This is a genomic window from Aliiglaciecola aliphaticivorans (assembly GCF_054782055.1).
This window is the reverse complement of the sequence record NZ_BAAGTF010000020.1, coordinates 94,665-114,833: the sequence shown is the minus strand read 5'-3', so window position 1 is coordinate 114,833 and position 20,169 is coordinate 94,665. Positions and strand designations below refer to the sequence as shown.

General features: G+C 40.3%; 12 protein-coding genes. 5 read left to right on the top strand and 7 right to left on the bottom strand.

Translation table 11 applies throughout. The features are described 5' to 3' along the window. Window positions 1-18: 18 nt before the first annotated feature. The 4 genes from ACYVIL_RS12190 (at window position 19) to ACYVIL_RS12175 (ending at window position 4,343) form a co-directional block, all read left to right on the top strand. Window positions 19-564, top strand: coding sequence for a GspH/FimT family pseudopilin (locus ACYVIL_RS12190; RefSeq protein ID WP_460312603.1), 546 nt, complete (start codon window positions 19-21; stop codon window positions 562-564). Further along, a complete protein-coding gene (locus ACYVIL_RS12185; RefSeq protein ID WP_460312602.1) occupies window positions 522-1,184 on the top strand; it encodes a prepilin-type N-terminal cleavage/methylation domain-containing protein in 663 nt (220 codons plus the stop codon). The genes ACYVIL_RS12190 and ACYVIL_RS12185 overlap by 43 nt, the downstream gene beginning before the upstream one ends. 100 nt (window positions 1,185-1,284) lie before the next feature. Next, window positions 1,285-2,295: a hypothetical protein gene (locus tag ACYVIL_RS12180; RefSeq protein WP_460312601.1), complete on the top strand. Its 1,011-nt coding sequence runs from the start codon at window positions 1,285-1,287 to the stop codon at window positions 2,293-2,295. Then, entirely contained in the window at window positions 2,295-4,343 is a 2,049-nt protein-coding gene (locus ACYVIL_RS12175; protein ID WP_460312600.1) for a type IV pilus modification PilV family protein, read from the top strand. The genes ACYVIL_RS12180 and ACYVIL_RS12175 overlap by 1 nt, the downstream gene beginning before the upstream one ends. A 191-nt stretch (window positions 4,344-4,534) precedes the next feature. Here ACYVIL_RS12175 and ACYVIL_RS12170 read toward each other — a convergent pair whose 3' ends face one another. The 6 genes from ACYVIL_RS12170 to tig form a co-directional block, all read right to left on the bottom strand. Beyond that, window positions 4,535-6,421 carry a SurA N-terminal domain-containing protein gene (locus ACYVIL_RS12170; RefSeq protein ID WP_460312599.1) on the bottom strand — a complete coding sequence of 629 codons (1,887 nt, stop codon included), beginning with the start codon at window positions 6,419-6,421 and terminating at the stop codon, window positions 4,535-4,537. Window positions 6,422-6,715: 294 nt separating this feature from the next. Continuing rightward, window positions 6,716-6,988, bottom strand: a complete 273-nt coding sequence (gene hupB / locus ACYVIL_RS12165) for a nucleoid-associated protein HU-beta (RefSeq protein WP_303474420.1) — start codon at window positions 6,986-6,988, stop codon at window positions 6,716-6,718. Window positions 6,989-7,226: 238 nt separating this feature from the next. After that, window positions 7,227-9,593, bottom strand: coding sequence for an endopeptidase La (gene lon, locus ACYVIL_RS12160; RefSeq protein ID WP_303474421.1), 2,367 nt, complete (start codon window positions 9,591-9,593; stop codon window positions 7,227-7,229). A gap of 288 nt (window positions 9,594-9,881) precedes the next feature. After that, window positions 9,882-11,159 (bottom strand): ATP-dependent protease ATP-binding subunit ClpX, encoded by a 1,278-nt coding sequence (clpX, locus tag ACYVIL_RS12155; protein WP_460312598.1) that lies wholly within the window; start codon window positions 11,157-11,159, stop codon window positions 9,882-9,884. A gap of 95 nt (window positions 11,160-11,254) precedes the next feature. Next, window positions 11,255-11,884 (bottom strand): ATP-dependent Clp endopeptidase proteolytic subunit ClpP, encoded by a 630-nt coding sequence (gene clpP, locus ACYVIL_RS12150; RefSeq protein WP_303474423.1) that lies wholly within the window; start codon window positions 11,882-11,884, stop codon window positions 11,255-11,257. A gap of 90 nt (window positions 11,885-11,974) precedes the next feature. After that, the gene (gene tig / locus ACYVIL_RS12145; protein ID WP_460312597.1) at window positions 11,975-13,285 is read right to left on the bottom strand and encodes a trigger factor; all 1,311 of its coding nucleotides are present in this window, start codon (window positions 13,283-13,285) and stop codon (window positions 11,975-11,977) included. A gap of 394 nt (window positions 13,286-13,679) precedes the next feature. Between tig and ACYVIL_RS12140 the strand changes: the two genes are divergently transcribed. Then, on the top strand, window positions 13,680-16,673 hold the full coding sequence (locus ACYVIL_RS12140) for a sigma 54-interacting transcriptional regulator (protein ID WP_460312596.1): 2,994 nt from the start codon (window positions 13,680-13,682) through the stop codon (window positions 16,671-16,673). Between the two features lie 122 nt (window positions 16,674-16,795). On the opposite strand, the gene ACYVIL_RS12135 is transcribed toward ACYVIL_RS12140, so the two are convergent. After that, complete coding sequence (locus ACYVIL_RS12135) at window positions 16,796-20,065, bottom strand: ligand-binding sensor domain-containing diguanylate cyclase (RefSeq protein ID WP_460312595.1); 3,270 nt, start codon at window positions 20,063-20,065, stop codon at window positions 16,796-16,798. Window positions 20,066-20,169 lie beyond the last annotated feature (104 nt).

Genomic DNA, 20,169 nt, shown 5'->3' with positions numbered 1-20,169 from the left:
TTTCAAAGGGTATTGAAAGTGCAAAAATACAAACAAAGACATCAAACAAGTTATTCTCAAGGGTTCACGATTTTGGAAGTCATGGTTGTGCTTTCCATTATTGCCTTACTTAGCGCAATTGGCGCCCCGTCAATCATGCAAACCCTGCGGCATCAGCAATTAAAGGGTTCATTGCAAACCAGTTACTTTTTGTTGCAGCAAGCCAAATCAACGGCGATAACGAAAAACAAAAAAATAACAGTTCAGTTTAAAAAAGGGGATAACTGGTGCATAGCACTCAGTGATGCCGGCCCTTGTGATTGCCAATCGAAATCAATGTGTAGTGTGGATGAAATTGAATATCGTGTATCAGCTGAAGACTTTCCCAATATCTCATTCTCAAATGTCACCATGGGAAAAGATCAAGCCATTACATTTGATGGCGTGCGAGGCACCGCTATTGGTAATGCTGGCTCTGGTTTGTTTAGCAACGGTAGTGAAGCTGCCAAGCTAATCATTAGCAACTTGGGGCGGGTGAGAATTTGCATGCAATCTGGGCAACTTGGCGCATTCCAGCCATGTTAAGTTCAGGTCCAAAATCCTTTGGTTTCTCACTAGTTGAATTACTCATTGCTATGACTATTGGCTTATCTGCAGTGGCAAGCCTAGCTGGATTTGTCGGTAATAGCGCCGCAATAAACAGTAAATATCTAATGTTAATGCGCTTGAATGAAGAGCTTAATACCGTTGCTGATCTGATCGCAGCAGATTTACAACGAGCAGGCTTTAATGCCGATATTAGCAAGGCAATAGAAGACCCAGATATTTACCTAAGTCAATTTTATTACCCTGTTGTGATAGACAAACATCCGAAAGAAAACAGTCATAGCTGCATTTTATATGCATACGATAAAGACAAGAATGGTGTTATCAATGTTGAAGGAAGTAGCGAGGATTACGGATTCAGGCTGCATAATAATGCCGTAGAAATGCGACAAGATGGTGCCAATTGTACAGCAGGTGGCTGGCAAGACCTTACCGACACAAGTGTAACTAAGGTGGAAGATTTAGAATTTACTATTATTTTTAGCTCTCAATCAAGCATGGCTATTCGAATACATCTCTCCGCTTCAGTGAAAAAGCATAGCAGCATAAGCCAACAGATTGTTCGAGATGTATTTCTCCAGAGTCAATACGATGTGTAACTCCTCCCCTAACCATCAATTAGGAGCGATAGTGTTAACCACAGTAACATTATTGCTTCTGCTCAGCTCAATGGTCTTAGTTTATACAGCGAGAGTCAGCATGGTAAAGAACAGAATTAGCTTGAATACACAAAATAAAGTCACCGCACAAAATATGGCTGCAATAGGCAACTTCCAATTGCTATCGCAAATTAGCAGACAACCTCAAGAAAAAATAACGACTCAAACCATAAACATAGAAGGCCAGGGAGAATATACAATTGACACGCAAAGCACGCAAACCAAGCGATTTAATGGGCACATGCGCGTTATTGAAATTAATTCCACGGGCACATCGGAAGATAAATTAGCAAGTGTAAATCTAACCCAACTTGTCATTTCCTATCCCTTACTTCGCGCGCTACCTAAAGCCCCCCTTATTGTTAGAAAGTCTTTGGCTATCGACAACACATTAACCTTGGTGGCTAACCCTAACGGCGCAGGCGAAAGCTTACCATTGTCTCTATGGACAGGTAACACGGTTGACACCACTACCTTAGGGCTATTGACCTGTCAATTGTATGAGTACGTAAATGACTATTGTGAATTATCCCCCTTGAGTGGAAAAGCGAATAAAAGTGCCGACATTATTGATAACCCCGATGCTTTCCCTAATGACATATTTGCTTACCTAACCAACCTACCAGAGAAAAACAGAGCGCAGCTATTAGACGACGCCGATAGTGTCATTTCCCACTGTGAAAGCCTCAACCATATAAGTCATGGCTTAGTGTGGGTAAAAGGCAATTGCGAGCTCACAAAAGACACCTCCGTCGGCACAACAGCAAACCCTGTGATGTTAGTCATTGATGAAGGGAGTTTGACCTTTTCTGAGAACTCAAAGATCACCGGTTTAGTGATTATGTTGATGCCATTTGACTCTATTATAGCCGCCAAAATCAATGTCAATGGGCCTGCTGCCATTGAAGGAGCCCTAATTGCTAGTGAGTCGGTTGCATTTCACAAACTGCCACTGACAATCAAATATGATACAGAAATCATAAACAATTTTCTTCAAAACCCTGGGAATTGGCGAGTTGCTCGAGTGCCCAATAGCTGGCGGAATTTCTGATGCCTTACCGACACCAGAAAGACCTTACCATTAGCCATGGGTTCTCACTTATAGAAGTGATGATCGCCTCTTTAATACTGGTTGTGGGAGTAACCGGTTTTGCCACAATGCAAAACCACGTAATGAGCCATAAACAAGCTACTGATCTCCACGCTATCGCTGTCCAAGTAGCAAAACAAAAAATGATAGAACTACGACATTTCGAACAAAACAGAACGTCCGAAGATAAACTAAACTTTCAATCTATCGCCGATGACCAAGGCGGTGCTTCTGATCCCGGTGAGATTGAAATAGTCAAAAATACTCACACTGAAAATACCCATACATTTAACCTGCATTGGGAGGTCAGCGAACAATATTTCGTTGACTCAGATGACGATGGAAAAGCTGATAAATGGGTTACTAAGGAGTTTGAAGGGTTACCCTTACCTTTGCCAGATTTGCCCCCGAGGAAAGAAGCAAAAGTGCAGGTTAGTTGGATAAACGCAGAAGGTGAAGCAAAGAAATACGAGTTAAGTAGTTTTATTGCTCCCATTCCCGCCCATAGAAGTTTTCACGCTTTTAATAAGATTTCAGATATACAGCTGACCCCTAACACCCAACTCATGTTAGCCCCTCATCACCAGCCGATTTTGCATGAACTGAATAAGAACACCCTGCAAACCAGTTCTCCTATGAAATACGATAGTAAAACCCAAGTCACCCAACTGAGTTCTTTTCAGCTAACTTACAACGAAGATCCTAAACTCGCAATTGTACAACAACAAAGGGAATTCGCCTTTACACAATGTCGCTGTAGATTATCAGTAGAAAGCAACGCCAAAACACCGGCTCAGATAACCCTAAATGGAAATCAGCTAGCAATATTGACAGGTAAATGGATCAATAAGCTTACTGGTACCGCTGAACCAGAACAGTCGCCCTTGTGCTCTACCTGTTGCCGAGACCACCACGATACTGAGGAAATGATGAAAGCTCAGAATTACTATCGAAAAGAGTCTGATTCTCCTCATACCCATTTCCAACGCAAGGACGACGGCAAATACATCAAGGCAAACAAGTTGGATGATCAATATGACGAGGTATGCCGATTTCAGCGGGTAAATGGTGAGTTTGAATTACTGCCAGATTTACAGGCCCTGCAAACACTCTCATTCCCTAAGACGCAAATGACAAAAACGTTCAATGTGCAATATCAAAAGCAGGTTAGCAACTTACTGAAAGCACATATTTTAGGCAAGGAGCTACCTTTATCTACACTAGATACCGATGTGATAGTTGCGCCGTCAGCAAGCCAACTCCAATTACAAAGTATTTATATGGAAAGGCTAAAGGAAGAGGACATGGAAACGCTTCAAGAAATGATCCTAAAAGACTCCCCAGATTGGTTAAAACTAACACCGTTTTTAGATATTGAATTGACCCTCCATGGTAGTTGGAAAAGCAGTGATACAAGCATTGCATACATAAGTAATCAAGCTAAACAAACTACGTTTTCTCCCATAGAGCAACAATACGCTTCCTATAGTAGAGGCCGATTAGTTGCACTGACAGCCGGAGATGCTCATTTATCTCATAGTCTAAACCCAGGGAATGAGGGAATAATCGACTCACCTGCGATTTCCGTTTTTAATCAAGAGCAAATTATCTTTAGCCCGCCATTGCAGTTGAAGGTGTTAGGAACCAAATTTCATGGCCTAGCTGGGGATATATATTGTGTCTCTTCCGTAGACGACATAGAGCAACCCTGCTCAGATACTCAATTCAAAAAGCTTGATACGTTAAAAATTTACCCAGAAAAAGGCAAGTTTAGCTGCACCATTGAAGAACTGACGAAACCTAATACGAGCTTTTTCAGTTGCTCGAATATACCGAATGGCTGGTTGGGTAAAATCACTATTGATAGTACAAAGTTAGAGGCAGAGGCGACTTTTTATTTCAAGTATCCGAGCGACAAGATCAGCAAAGGCAAAAAACTAACCTTAATTGAGCCTGTAGAGAAAACATCAAACTCTGAGTATTGGCTGATTGTTGAATTTACAAGTTAATTAAAAACTGGCGTAAAGATAACTTGCAACTTTTTACGATAATGGCGATGAGGCTAGCTTAAGACAGCAAGTAGCAATTATCTATAATAGGCTCCAACTCGATCTTTAAAAGCCAGAAGACCATGAATTTAAATTAATAAAAAGGCCAGTACGAGACTAGCCTTCTTGAAACTTACTTTAGAGACTGTAATTTATTGAATATACACTTCAATGTCGGCATCCACTTTCAACGCTTCAATGAGGTTGGTAATCTCTATTTGTGACTGCATTTGTCCCAATTGTCTTTGCATTGCAGATACTTGTTCAGCTGGCAATACGTGTGAGCTGTTAACATGGTTTAGTTGAACAACGCTAATGTCACCATTGGCTTGTACAACCACCGCTCTATTTTGCTCAGGGTTAGGAGACAATTGAAATACTTTGTTTACAATATCGCCAGGTACTTCGCTGCCAAACCGAGTAATATCACCTTGCAATTCCCAGCCAGTATTCTTTTCAGTTAGTTTATCCGTGATGTCAGAGCCATTCTCTAACTCTGCTAACACTGACTCTGCCCATGCTTTAGCCGCTTCCTGTGCTTTTTGAGCAGTCAGCTGAACAACAATTTCTGATTTAACTTCTTCCAATGACTTAGTGCGCTCAGGTTCGTGCTCTTTAACACGAATAATCATGACGTTATTTTCACCAATTGAAATCACTTCACTATTGACTCGATCACTTATTAGCTCATCGGAGAACGCTTGACTAACAACCAGTGGACTTGATACTTCTGCTGGAGGCGCACTTTGCGTAAACAGTGGAGTAGTTTTCACTTCAGTGTCTAGGGCGTCTGCAACTTCTATTAAATCATTTGGCATCTCAAACGCTAATTCGGCTGCTGTATTTTGCAGTATAAAAAATTCCTCAATCGCTTTTTCGCGTTTTACTTGCTCAGTCAATGTCTCTTTCACCTCAGTAAAAGGAGTGACTTGCTGATCTTTGATATCAGTAAGCTTAATGATTTGTAAACCGAAGTCTGATTCTACTATGTCGGTGATATCACCCACATTTGCTAAATTAAACGCAGCCTCTTCAAACTCTTCATCCATATCACCGCGAGCGATATAATCAAGGTCGCCGCCATTTTCCGCAGAAAACGCATCATCAGACACTTCAGCTGCCACTTTAGCAAAATCTTCACCACCACGTAGACGTGTTAACGTAGTTTCTGCTTTAGCTCTTGCTGCATCTTCATCTTCGCCAAACTCGATAAGGATGAGAGAAAGTCTTCTCTGTTCTTCTGATTGAAAATCATTAGAAGAACGATTGTATAGCTCTTCTACTTCTTCATCTGTAACTTCAATTCCCGCCATCAAGTCATCTGCATTGAGTTCAATATATTCTAGACTCACTTTTTCTTGGGTATCGAATGCCGCAATATTTTGCTGATAAAAAATTTCTATTTCTTCATCGTTAATTTCTACTGAATCTGAAAAACCCTTTGATGGCACGGTAAAATATTGAATATCACGGGTCTGCAATTGCAAGGCAAGAATTCTTGATGCTTCAGACGGCAAACTAAATTCACTGCCTAGCATCGCACTAACGAATTGTTGGCGCGTCATTTCGCTACGTAAGTAGTCTTTAAATGTACTAGGCTGAAAACCAACTTGACGCAAGGTTGCTTTAAAACGCTCATTATCGAATGATTGACCTACCTGAAACTCAGGCATATTCACGATACTTTTACGAACTTGCTCTTCACTTACGCGCAAACCAATCTCTTCGGCTGCTTGTTCCATCAATTTATCGGCAATCAGTCTATCGAGAACGTTTTTTCGAAACTGGCTCAAATAACCACTATCAGCAGCAAGTATGCTAAAGCTTTCTCCATACTGCGCTTCCATTCGTGCGCGTTCATTTTGATACGCTCTATCGAATGTGGTTTGGGAAATTTCACTTCCATTCACTGATGCAGCCGCATTACTTGATGAAGATACATAACCACCCACGCCCGCAAAGACGAAACTTAAAATAACTAAACCTAGGATCACAACAGCCCAAGTGCCTTGGGATCCTTCTCTGATTTTTTCCAACATATGCGTCTTTTATCTCCGACGGACTAATGAACTCAACCGTATTAAGGTTTTTAAAACGGTAATAAAGCGGCAGGATTATAACGTGAAAATTGGTTTGATCACCAGTGATATACCCAAGTAAAGGAGATTCAATAGCTGTTTATAATGATCCCTTGTAAATAATCTGGATCTTCAGCCTATTTATCTTATCTATCTCTATTAAAATACTCGACTTTGCACGTTTCAGAATTGCGATATTACACATACAAAAAGGGCGATGATCACTCATCGCCCTTTTTCAAAAGACTAAAATTCTTAGTTACAAGAATCTTTAAGAGCTTTACCTGCTTTGAAAGAAGGTACTTTCGCTGCAGCAATCTGGATAGTTTGACCAGTTTGCGGGTTACGACCACTTCGAGCTGCGCGCTCACGAACTGAGAATGTACCAAAGCCAACTAGCGCTACTTGATCGCCGTCTTTAAGAGCTGCAGTAACTGCATCGGTAAATGAATCAAGAGCACGACCAGCAGCTGCTTTAGAAATATCTGCACCAGCAGCAATACTATCGATTAGTTGAGACTTGTTCACAATAGATCCCCTTCATTTGTTTTTATTTATTGTTCCGTAAATTTTTTTAGTACGGTCACGTTATAGCAAGCTTAATTTTTAATTTCAAGCATTGATTTACAATTTATTTACACTTAATGAATCGTCTCAATCCCTTTTGTGATAAGGCTTCTGACGAATCTGTGCTAAAGGCTACCATATCTTTTAACTTAGTGAAGCCCTAAAATTCAAAAAATATAAAAAAAATAGCCGTTATTGGCTATTTTTTCTTCGATTGCACTTTTTCAGTGCTAAAACCCTCTGGGTTTTCCTGTAATGCTAAGTTCAAAACTTCATCAATCCATTGAACTGCATGGATATCTAAGTCTTGTTTTACATTATCAGGGATTTCTTCAAGGTCACGTTCATTATCTTTTGGAATGACCACGGTTTTAATTCCACCACGGTGGGCAGCAAGTAATTTTTCTTTCAAACCACCAATGGCGAGTACTTCTCCACGAAGTGTAATTTCACCTGTCATTGCCACTTCTGCTTTCACCGGATTACCCGTTAGCGAAGAAACTAACGCCGTACACATGGCAATACCCGCACTAGGGCCATCTTTTGGTGTAGCGCCTTCTGGAACGTGCACATGGATATCACGTTTTTCATGAAAGTCTTCGTTAATGCGTAATTTTTCAGCTCGACTACGAACCACAGTCATTGCCGTTTTAATTGATTCGAGCATTACGTCACCTAAAGATCCAGTAAAGGTTGTTTTGCCTTTACCAGGAACAGAGGTCGTTTCTATTGTAAGCAAGTCGCCGCCGACCGAAGTCCACGCCAAACCGGTAACTTGACCTATCTGATTACTTCCTTCAGCTTTACCATAATCAAAACGTTGAACACCCAAGAAATCTTTTAGGTTTTCTTGATTCGCAACGACTTGTTTCAAGGATTTGTCGAGTAAGATATTTTTCACCGCTTTGCGGCAAATTTTAGAAATTTCTCGCTCTAAACTACGTACACCCGCTTCCCGCGTGTAATAACGAATAATACCTATGATGGCAGAGTCTTCGATTACCAACTCACCTTTTTTAAGTCCGTTTCGAGACATTTGCTTTTCAACAAGGTGACGGGTAGCAATGTTTAGCTTTTCATCTTCGGTGTAGCCAGATAAACGAATCACTTCCATACGGTCTAATAATGGACCTGGAATGTTCATACTATTCGAAGTGGCAACGAACATGACATCGGACAAATCGTAATCCACTTCCAAGTAGTGGTCACTGAAGGCTCCGTTTTGCTCGGGATCGAGTACTTCAAGTAAGGCTGAAGACGGATCACCTCGCATGTCCGAAGACATTTTGTCAATTTCATCAAGTAAAAATAGCGGGTTTTTAACCCCTACTTTCGCCATTTTTTGAATTAGCTTGCCTGGCATTGAGCCAATATAGGTGCGTCTATGACCTCGAATTTCAGCTTCATCGCGCACACCGCCAAGAGCCATTCTTACGTACTTACGGCCAGTAGCTTTAGCAATTGACTGCCCAAGCGAGGTTTTCCCCACACCAGGCGGTCCCACCAAACACAAAATGGGTCCTTTGAGTTTTTTCACGCGCTGTTGAACCGCTAAATACTCAAGAATTCTTTCCTTCACTTTTTCCAAACCATAATGATCGGAATCAAGAATATCATCGGCTTTAGCTAAATCTTTTTTCACTGCACTACGTTTATGCCAAGGCACATTCGCGAGCCAGTCAATATAACTTCTCACCACGGTAGCTTCAGCTGACATAGGTGACATCATTTTAAGCTTGCGTAGTTCTGCGGTAGCCTTATCCTTTGCCTCTTGAGGCATTTTGGCATCTTCGATTTTCTTGGCTAAAGCCTCAAATTCATCAGGTGTCTCATCAAGCTCACCCAACTCTTTTTGAATTGCCTTCATTTGCTCGTTTAGGTAGTACTCTCGTTGACTCTTTTCCATTTGCTTCTTAACCCGAGTACGGATTTTTTTCTCTACCTGAAGCAAATCAATTTCATTTTCCATGAGAGCCATTAAATACTCTAAACGTTCATTAACGCCTTCCATTTCGAGTACTTTCTGCTTTTCAGACAATTTCAGCGGCATGTGCGCTGCCATTGTATCAGCCAAGCGTGCCGCTTCTTCAATGCCGCTCAAGGAGGTCAGCACCTCTGGCGGGATCTTTTTATTCAGTTTAACGTAACCTTCGAACTGCGAAATTGCAGAGCGTATCAATACTTCCTGCTCGTTTTCTGCAACATCTTCATCTTCTTTACGCACAACTTCTGCTACAAAGAATTCATCAGTTTGTAAAAAGGTTTGAATTTGACCTCTAACGTTACCTTCAACCAACACTTTCACAGTGCCATCAGGTAGTTTTAGAAGTTGTAAAATAGTGGCAATGGTACCTACTTGATACACATCATCGGTTTCTGGTTCATCTACACCAGCGTCTTTTTGGGCAACCAAGAAAATCTGCTTATCTTTGTCCATTGCTGCTTCTAAACAACGAATAGATTTTTCCCTGCCAACGAATAATGGAATAACCATGTGGGGATACACCACCACATCACGCAATGCCAATACTGGCATTTCAATGCGATCAACTCGCTCATCTGTCATGCTACATCTCGTTTTAGTTAACTGCTAGAAAGGTAATGATTATGTATATGGGGTTAACACAGTAAAGTTCAATTAAATAACATTACGATACTATTAAATCTTATTCAATTTAAATTTTTATCTTTAAAAATCAAAATGTTAAATAAACTCATAATATGAAATAAATTAATTATTTATTTACCAATAGACTTACTTTGAAGAATGAGTAAAAGATCAGCTGGACCAAAATATTTTAGATAGCACAAATAATAACAAAGGCTCCGAAGAGCCTTTAGTATTAAAATAACGTTATTCTGATGCAGCTTTTTTATCGCCGCCACTGTCGTAGATAAGAATCGGTTTAGATTCGCCTTTGATCACCGTTTCATCGATAACGACTTTACTAACACCTGTCATCGACGGTAAATCATACATGGTTTCTAACAACACTCCCTCAACGATAGAGCGTAAACCACGTGCACCTGTTTTCCGTTGCATTGCTTTGTGAGCGATGGCATGCAAGGCATCTTCACGAAACTCTAGTTCAGTATCTTCCATTGCGAACAACGCACCATATTGCTTAGTTAGCGCGTTTTTAGGCTCTTGAAGAATTTGAATTAAGGCTTCTTCGTTTAACTCTTCTAAACTGGTTAGTACAGGTAAACGACCAATAAATTCCGGGATCAGTCCGTATTTAACTAAATCTTCAGGTTCTACTTTTTTGAATAGTTCGCTGGCTGCTTTTTTGTCGTCTTTATTTTTGACTGTCGCGCCAAAACCAATGCCTGAACCCACTGCTGCTCGCTGTTCAATCACTTTGTCTAGACCTGCAAAAGCACCACCACAGATAAATAAGATTTTTGAAGTATCCACTTGCAAAAACTCTTGTTGTGGATGCTTACGTCCACCTTGAGGCGGAACGGAAGCAATTGTACCTTCAATTAGTTTTAACAATGCCTGTTGAACACCTTCCCCTGACACATCACGGGTAATCGAAGGATTATCAGACTTACGAGATATTTTATCTATTTCATCAATGTAAACGATGCCACGTTGGGCTTTTTCCACGTCGTAATCACACTTCTGCAATAACTTTTGGATAATGTTTTCAACATCTTCGCCCACATAACCAGCTTCAGTTAGGGTAGTCGCATCAGCCATAGTAAACGGCACGTCTAATAGTCTTGCTAGTGTTTCAGCAAGCAGCGTTTTTCCGCTACCTGTTGGCCCGATAAGCAAGATATTACTCTTACTTAACTCGATGCCATTGTGAACATCACCACTTCGCAGTCGTTTATAGTGATTATAAACAGCAACCGATAACACCTTTTTAGCATGTTCCTGACCAATTACATATTCATCCAGATGAGTATGTATCTCTTTTGGTTTAGGTAATGCGTCTTGCTTTTTCTTAGGTGAAATTTCTTTAATTTCTTCACGAATAATATCGTTACAAAGCTCGACACACTCGTCACAAATGAACACCGAAGGTCCGGCGATAAGTTTACGCACTTCGTGCTGACTCTTACCGCAGAACGAGCAATACAATAGCTTGTTGTCGCCGTCTGTGTTTTGCTTATCACTCATTTAACAATTGCCCCTTCCATTTCGTCTTATCGTTTCATGTTTCACTAACGAGCCTATATTGACGATATAGGCTAAACGATATACTACTTAATTTACTATTTGGTATTTAGCGCATCTGTTCGATTTGTCAACACTTGGTCGATCAAACCGTACTCTTTAGCTTCAGAAGCACTCAAAAAGTTGTCACGATCTGTATCTTGCGATACTTTTTCATAATCCTGACCAGTATGTTCAGACATTAAACGATTCAACTTCTCTTTAATAGACAGGATTTCTTTAGCATGTATTTCAAAATCAGATGCTTGTCCTTGGAAACCACCCAAAGGTTGATGAATCATCACCCTTGAATTTGGCAAACAATAACGCTTACCTTTAGCTCCACCTGATAATAAGAATGCACCCATACTAGCAGCCTGTCCTACACATACAGTGCTTACATCAGGTTTTATAAAGTTCATAGTATCATATATGGCCATTCCTGCCGTAACAGAACCACCTGGAGAGTTAATATATAAAAATATATCTTTCTCTGGGTTTTCAGCTTCTAAAAACAACATCTGCGCTACGATTAGGTTAGCCATATGATCTTCAACTTGACCGACCAAGAAAATAACATTCTCTTTTAACAGTCTAGAATATATATCGTAAGAACGCTCACCCTTTGCAGTTTGTTCTACTACCATTGGGACAAGTGCATTGAGTGGATCGATTGGATTATTCAACATAAAATTAATTCTTCAAAAATAAAAATGCTCGGTAATTACCGAGCATTTAATCAGGTGCTGACTATTGAAGTCAATTACCAAAGGCCTAAATTACTGCTGTTTGTTCATGATATCGTCAAAAGCGGTGTCAACTTCTTTAACTTTAGCCTGACTCAGAACCAATTCAACGGCTTGCTCTTCAAGGGCAACGTTTTGAATTTGCTGAAGTAATTCGTTATTTGTTTTGTAGTACTCAATAACTTCTGATGGATCTTCGTATGCAGAAGCAGTCGTTTCAATTAACTGCTCAACTTTAGCGTCATCCACCTTAATTTCGTTGGTTTTGATAACTTCGCCTAAAATTAGACCAATTGAAACGCGACGTTTAGCATTTTCTTCAAACAAATCAGCCGGTAGTTCAGGCATGTTTGCACTGTTGCCGCCAGATTGTTGTTGGAAACGCTGCTTCGCCTGTTCACGCAAAGCGTCAACTTCTTGGTCAAGAAGCGCTTTAGGCACATCAATACTATTTTGCTCAAGCAAACCAGAAATCACATCTTCTTTTAACTTAGCTTTAAGGGTCTGATCAAGTTCACGTTGCATATTTTTGCGAACTTCAACTTGAAGGGCTTCAATACTGCCATCTTCAATACCAAATAACTTAGCAAACTCTTCGTCTACTTTAGGTAGTTCTAAGCCTTCAACCTTAGTCACAGTGATAGTAAATTCAGCGTCTTTACCTTTAAGGTTTTCTGCATGGTAATCTTCAGGGAAAGTAACGTTAGAAACAACTTCTTCGCCCTTCTTCGCGCCAACCAATGGCTTTTCAAAACCAGGGATCATTCGATCTTTACCAAGCTCTAACGGAAAGTCTTCAGCTTTGCCACCATCGAATTCTTCGCCGTCGATAGTACCTACAAAGTTAATTGTTACGCGATCGTCTTTTTTCGCTTTACGCTTAACTTCTTTCCAGTCAGCATGTTGCTTACGCAACGTTTCCATCATGTTTTCAAGATCTTTGTCGTTAATTTCAACAACTGGCTTTTCAATTTCAATTTTATCAATACCTTGAACTTCTAGTTCAGGATAAACTTCAAAAGACGCGACAAATTCTAAATCTTCACCGTCTACATCTTTTTTCAATTCAAAGCTAGGCATACCCGCTGGGTTCAATTTTTCTTGTACCACTGCTTCATAGAAGTTACGTTGCATGGCTTCGCCAGCTACTTCTTGACGAACCGCTTGGCCGAAGCGCTTTTTAATTACGGTGACGGGCACTTTACCTGGGCGGAAACCATTAATACGTTGGGTTTTAGCCAACTGCTGTAAACGTGACTTTACTGCTGAATCAATAGAATCAGCAGGAACAGATATGGTTAAACGGCGTTCTAGGCCTTGAGTCGTCTCGACTGACACTTGCATTATTATTCCTCAACTATGCGTCACACAACGCGTAATTCGAACTCGCAGCAACTGATAAATAACCTATTAATTTAATGTGCTTATTTAATGTAAAAATAACAGGTTACTTTAGATACCAATACTGCCGCATTTTGCGGACCTAGTTGGTCCACCTCGGTTAAAAAAGACGCGACAGTATACAGGCTGTGCGTTGTATAGTCGAGGGTAAAAATTAATTTAAATGCGCTCATTGGCATATGTGTTGAATTTATTTAGAAAAGGGGCCTTTTTCCTCAGCAAAGGCTTTATTTCAAGGGGAACACCTCCTTGATTGCATAACGTCTTAATATGTGGAATATTATTTTCAAGAAAGTGACTATACTTCGAGCCGAATTTGAATCCCAAAGATATGCTATTGCATCATTTACGATGCATATTAACGATTACCGAAGCACAACATATTAGTATGTTTCACCCCCAATTTAATTGGAAATCAGATCGCATATCAGCAGATTCAATTGAACCTACCTCTCCTCTTTCAAACGCTGAAGTTGGTTTATTTAACGATATTGACACACTGCCATCATCTAAAAACAACGAACTGCAGTTCAAACAGTTAGATCAAACTAGCTTATTAATTCAAGTTTCCGACCTTGTTATTTCAGATATAAGTAGTTTCGGTAGTAACAACGATGCTGACACAAACTCAACGAAACCAACACACTCGCGTCGTGCACCTTTACGAGCATTAAATAGTGAACAATATTATTTTATAAAAATAGAATTTCGGCAAAGATTACCTAGCTGGTTGAGCCGAACAGATAACCATTTTGATAAATCGAATTATAGATTTACGGCTTTGCAGCAACTGATTGTAGCAGCGGGTATGCAAAGTAAATTAATGAGTGATTACTTATATTTGTTATCAGACCCCCTAACGAGCTTATGCTCGAGGCCGGTTTTACAAAACAAAATTGCCCAGCTGAGTCAATCCTATTCAGTTGGTTTAGTGATGGTTCACTGTATCGATTTCCATCAAATCAACAAAAAATTTGGACACCAATTTGGCGATAATGTCATTCAGGAAATTGCCAGTAACCTTAAAGATGTTACACGCGAAGGAGACATCTTATGCCGTTTTGGTGGTGCGCTATTTGGCGTTGCATTTCCCGTTAATGAGCACACAGATGTTGCCAGTCTGGCAAAAAAGTTACAGAACTCTTTACAACAAAAACAATATTTAGAAGGAGCAATCAACTTACTTTTCGATTTAGGTGCTGCAATTGTCGAGCACAAACAACAACAAAACGATGAAAATGAGAACGCCAACACTTTGATAAATCGAGCAGATCAAGCACTGAAAGTTGCACAGCAAGAAAATCAACCATCCATCATTACCTGGCACAAAGATGATTTCAATTTGTATCAGCAGCAGTTTAATTACCTCGGCGGTATTTTTACCGCAGACACAGTAACCGACTACCGTAACATGTTGTTATTGTGGGATATATCTTCATTAATTGCAGATAAATACAATTTTTCCCAATTGTGTCAAAGCGTTGTTCAGCGCTTAGCGCAAACTTTCGATTTTATGTGTGCCGGCATTGTTAGCACACCAGAACAAGACCAAGATGAATATAAGTATTCAATAAATTCTGACGATAACGCAATTTCCTTAAGCAACAAGGATCGTGCATTTTTAGCTGAAATCAAACAGATGCAAAAAGTCGCTATAGAAAGTCGAAAACCGTCTGAGCGGTATATGGGCAACGCACTTTTATTAGTTTTACCCCTAGAAATCGAAACGCAAGATTGTTTTTTCATATGCGGAAATGCACAACGATTTGAAGTTAAACACGATACTAAAGTGCTCTTGTCGGGGTTAACTCGGCAACTTGGAAAAGCGTTGCGCAGAAGCCGTTTGGAAGAGGAACTCAATCGAAAACTCGAAACTCAAAATGAACAACTTCAAAATGAATTAGCCCAACTTAAAGAAGGTCTGCAGGTTAGTAGTATTATTTATCGCTCTCAAGCCATGGAAAACCTGATGCGCCATGCAAAACGCGCAGCGACAACGGACACAACTGTGTTAGTCACTGGCGAAAGTGGTACGGGTAAAGAGCGGCTCATTAATGCGCTACACCAAATGGGAAACCGTAAAGATAAAGCGTTAGTGATAGTAGATTGTGGCTCAATTCCTGAAACCTTGATTGAGTCTGAGTTATTTGGTCACGTAAAAGGGGCCTTTACCGGTGCTCAAAATACCACATCAGGAAAGGTTCTAGATGCCAATGGGGGGGTATTGGTGTTAGATGAAATTGGTGAACTCCCTCTCAATATGCAAACTAAGCTGTTACGTTTTGTGCAAGAAAAGCACTTCACTCCAGTTGGTGGAAATAAAGTCATCAATGTTGATGTGAAAATTATTGCGGTTACTAATCGAGATTTGGCACAGGAAGTGGAGCTAGGTCACTTCCGAAAAGATTTGTACTATCGATTAAATGTGCTGACCTTGCATAATCCTCCACTGCGAGAAAGAGTTGAAGATATCGCCTTGTTAGCATCACACTTTTTAAAGAAATTTGCTGAACAATTTAAGGTGGAAAAACGCACCCTGGCTCCTGCAACACTCGAAAAAATGATACGTTACCCTTGGCCAGGCAATATTCGCGAGCTAGAAAATCGCTTGATGCAAGCAACATTACTTAGTGAAAACAGTACAATTGATTGGGAACTATTGAATATCCATGAAAATGGACATGCCGTTTCTGCCACTCATGCTGTTATGCCTGAAACTAAACTTCCCCCCCAAGAACAGCAAACCTCGTTTGCGTCCCATTTCCCGAACAAATCAAGCATAACCTCAGCTGCTGTTGAGCAATCGGCTTACGTTTCAACACAAACAACCTCGGCTTTGCAGCAGAGCGATAGTTTCGATTCGAAAAACCTTACCCCCGAACTGTATCTTTCGGAATTATTAGAAATAGTCAAACACCTGCTTACGACCTCAGGGCAGCATCCTCAATTTTTCAATGCGCCCTACGGAATTTGGATTGAAGATGAATTGATATTGAAAACCTATCTGGCAACGGATCGTAAGATGCGACTGACCGCAGCCAGGTTATCCATATCGCAAAGTACGGCGCGTAGAAAAGTAGATAGAATTCTAAAGGACATGAATAATGGCTCATTAGAACGTCCGCCAAAGTGGGAGCAGTTAAGTGAAGTGCTGATGCCCATTGCCACAGGAGAAATTCACATTGCCAATTGCGTAGCTAAGATAAAGCTGCTTGTTTTAGAAGCCATTTTGCACACCCCTGTTTATAACATGGCACAAGCCGCGGAAATGCTAGGGGTAAGCGAACCCACTTTTTATAAACTGAAACGGGAATTAGACAGTAGTCATTAAAAATGTCTAATCTTCAACTGACATTTTGAATGTCGCAACGGGCTTAACCTGCTCACAAGGTTAACTTGAAGCCAATCTTGGTATAGTTCAGAGCTTACAAATACTAAGTTGGCAAGGAAGTTTTATCTGCGCCGAGATTTAATATCTAAAATTTTGGAATCTTTCGTAAGGTTGGCTTGTACAATTCGCACATAACCTTCATCAATTACATTCTCGATATTTTGGGTCAGAGTATTCATAATTCCAACTGGTGGCATTTCTTTAGATTGTATAATTCCTGTCCATTGATTGCGCCCAGATTCTTTAGACTTATATAAAGCATTATCTGCCAGTAAATGCACCTGCTCCCAACCTAAAGAGTCGGGGTAATGATGTGAAAATGGATAAGTGCTATACCCTATAGAACAAGATAAATGCATTTTCTGCTTAAGGTCAATGTCAAAACCATAATCAGCAATTTTTGTTCTTAAACGCTCAGCTAAAAGCTCAATTTCCTTTATCTCTTCAACTCTGCCCATTACTAAAAACTCGTCTCCACCCCACCGTATTACAGTATCAGATTTGCGACAAACAGCTTTTAATAATTCACTCACCTGACAAATGACTTTATCTCCAGCATCATGCCCATAGGTGTCATTGATAGGTTTGAATCCGTCTAAATCAAACATAAGGAAAAACAGCCTTGGTCCACTGTCTGCGTCGAATTTCCCAGCGCTGAGAGCTTGCTCAAAATCACGAAAAACACTAGCGCATTGTTGTTCAACAATACTATTTAAATAACGTCTGTTATGCAGCCCAGTTAATTGGTCGGTGACGCTCGCACTGAGCAACTGTTCATTAACTTCGCGTAACTCAGCAGTTCTACTTTTTACCTCTAATTCAAGTTCGTGACGGTAGTTTGCTTCTTTGGCTAACTTATTGATGTACCAACGATAGACAAGGTATAAACTTCCCAAAACCAACAAACCATAAATGGTATAAGCCCACCATGAATACCATGGCGCGGGTAACACAGTTAGTGCCACATTAGCACCTTGCTCATTCCAAATACCGTCATTATTGGATGCTTTGACTCGAAATATATAACTGCCAGCCGGTAGGTTGGTATATGTCGCTTTGCGAATATCCCCCGCTTCTATCCAGTTATTATCGAAGCCTTCCAATTTATACAAATAACGATTATTCGTTGGAGAGGCGAAATCCAGCCCAGCAAACTCAAAAGCAATCAAATAGTCTTTGTGAGAAATTTGTATGTGGTTACTTTTTTGTCCAGAAGAGTCTAGTGAAAAGACCTCATTTAACTTCTGGAACTTGGTTAATACAACGGGAGGAACATGTTGATTAGGCGCGATTTGTGACGGATAAAATGAAGTTGCCCCGTTAGTTCCGCCGAAATAAAGCTTGCCACTTTTCGAACGATAATAGGCACCATTATTGAATTCATTACCTTGAAGTCCGTGGGAACTATCATAATTTAATAATTCAAATGTTTCTGGATTTAGCTTACTAATACCTCGATTGGTACTTAACCATAGGAATCCAGATTCGTCTTCAAGAATGCCAAAGACACTGCTACTTGGAAGACCTTCGTATCGAGAGATCCGTTCAAACTCAAATTTTCCTAATTTACGATTCTCTGCAGAAAGTTTTGCGACACCAGCGCCCCTTGTTCCAATCCACATGTTTTCCTGAGAATCTTCAAAAATCGTCCACACTTCTTGGCTGCCTAAGGATGCGGGATCATCAACATCGTTTGGTATCCGCATAGCGGTGCCAGTTGTAGGGTTAAATATATTTAAACCTGCTCCCCAGGTACCAATCCATAACAAACCATTATTCGCTTTGTGAACGCTCATCAAACTATTACTGCTTAACGTTTGTAGGTCTGTATCATCTGACAAATAGCGAGTAAAAGTTTGGTCTTTAATGTCGAATAAATTTAAGCCACCAGTGAAAGTAGTGATCCAAAGTTTATTATTGCCTGCCGATTTAATCGCTGTAACACCCTGCGCTGAAAGGGCATTGGGGTTTGCTTTATCTGCTGGGTAATGGGTAAACGTCATTGTGGAAGTATCAAGTTTGCTCATACCTTGGTCTTGATAGCCAATGTAAAGCTCATTACCATTTTCCGAGTAAAGTGACATAACGGTATTGCTACGCAAAGTGTTGTCATCTTCTTCATTGGCAACAAAATGTTGAATATCCCCAGTCTCCACATTTAACCTATCTAGGCCCCCAATTGACCCTATCCATATCTCATTGTCTTTACCATCAACGAACGAATTGATATAACTTCCACTTAGGCTTTTCGACTTATCCGCTCCTTCACGAATATGATCAAAATTAGACGTCGCCGTATTCCACTTATTTAAGCCTTTAATACTACCAACCCAAAACACCTTGCCGCGGTCTTGAAATAAATACGTCAACTTGCCATCAGAAAGACTGTAAGGATTTTGCTTTTCTGGTTTGATATGTAAAAACGTTCGTTTGTCATTTTCCAGCCTAAATAGCCCATCTGAGGTTGCATACCAAATTCGATCATTGCGATCTTGGTATATATGGCTGACTTTTTGATCCGATAAGGCTTCAGGTCGCCACACCTCAGGTGCTTCACCCTCTAATTGCGAAAACGTGATCGCCGTCACGCCGTTATCACCGCCAAGCCAAATTCTTTGTTGATGATCCACGGTGAGAGTTTTTATCTGCGAAGATTGAATACCAGTAATATTGTTCATTTCCGTGGCATCAATTAAAACTTGGTAGCTATTGGGATCAAGTTTTACGACGCCTAAACCCGAGGCTGCAATCCACAAATAACCTTGCTGATCTTCGGCAATACTTTGGATTACAACCTGCTTTGATTGTTCAGGGGTAATTGGCACATTTGTAAAATCATCGGTTGCGGGATTGTATATATTTAACCCTTTGTCACTGCCCAGCCATATTTGATTTTTTGATGAGTGAAACAGTACTCTTACTGTATCAGAGTTTATACTGCTGTTATCACCTGCTCGATATCGATAGTGGCTGAAGGATTGCGTACCCTTATTAAAAACGTTAACGCCATTGCGCGTCCCTATCCACAGCATATTTTCCTGGGGTTCAATTATCGAGTAGATCCAATCAGAACTTAACGACTCTTTACTTCTTGGACTATAAGTGAATACTTTAAATTGGTAACCGTCATATCGATTTAGTCCTTCTTGAGTACCAAACCACATATAACCTTCGGAATCTTGAAACGCGGTTAGGATATTTTCTTGGGATAGCCCCTGATCTAGAGTAATGCGCTGAAATTTAATGTTTTCATTGTCTGCTACCGCATTAAACGTGCTGACTAGAGCAATTAAAGCGAGCATTGTTTGCAATGTTAAAAGTTTAACTAGCATCAATGACTTCATGAACTCATATTATCCTAATTGATTAAGGCTGAAGCATTTTAGATGTCCAAATTTACTTGAGCAACTAAATTTAACACTCTTTGTCTAAAACA

What these genes read in the sequence shown, in the direction of transcription:
- ACYVIL_RS12170 (WP_460312599.1), bottom strand. Translation starts at nt 6,421, where the DNA reads ATGTTGGAAAAAATCAGAGAAGGATCCCAAGGCACTTGGGCTGTTGTG.
- clpX (WP_460312598.1), bottom strand. Translation starts at nt 11,159, where the DNA reads ATGAGTGATAAGCAAAACACAGACGGCGACAACAAGCTATTGTATTGC.
- ACYVIL_RS12175 (WP_460312600.1), top strand. Translation starts at nt 2,295, where the DNA reads ATGCCTTACCGACACCAGAAAGACCTTACCATTAGCCATGGGTTCTCA.
- ACYVIL_RS12180 (WP_460312601.1), top strand. Translation starts at nt 1,285, where the DNA reads ATGGTAAAGAACAGAATTAGCTTGAATACACAAAATAAAGTCACCGCA.
- tig (WP_460312597.1), bottom strand. Translation starts at nt 13,285, where the DNA reads ATGCAAGTGTCAGTCGAGACGACTCAAGGCCTAGAACGCCGTTTAACC.
- clpP (WP_303474423.1), bottom strand. Translation starts at nt 11,884, where the DNA reads ATGTTGAATAATCCAATCGATCCACTCAATGCACTTGTCCCAATGGTA.
- ACYVIL_RS12135 (WP_460312595.1), bottom strand. Translation starts at nt 20,065, where the DNA reads ATGCTAGTTAAACTTTTAACATTGCAAACAATGCTCGCTTTAATTGCT.
- lon (WP_303474421.1), bottom strand. Translation starts at nt 9,593, where the DNA reads ATGACAGATGAGCGAGTTGATCGCATTGAAATGCCAGTATTGGCATTG.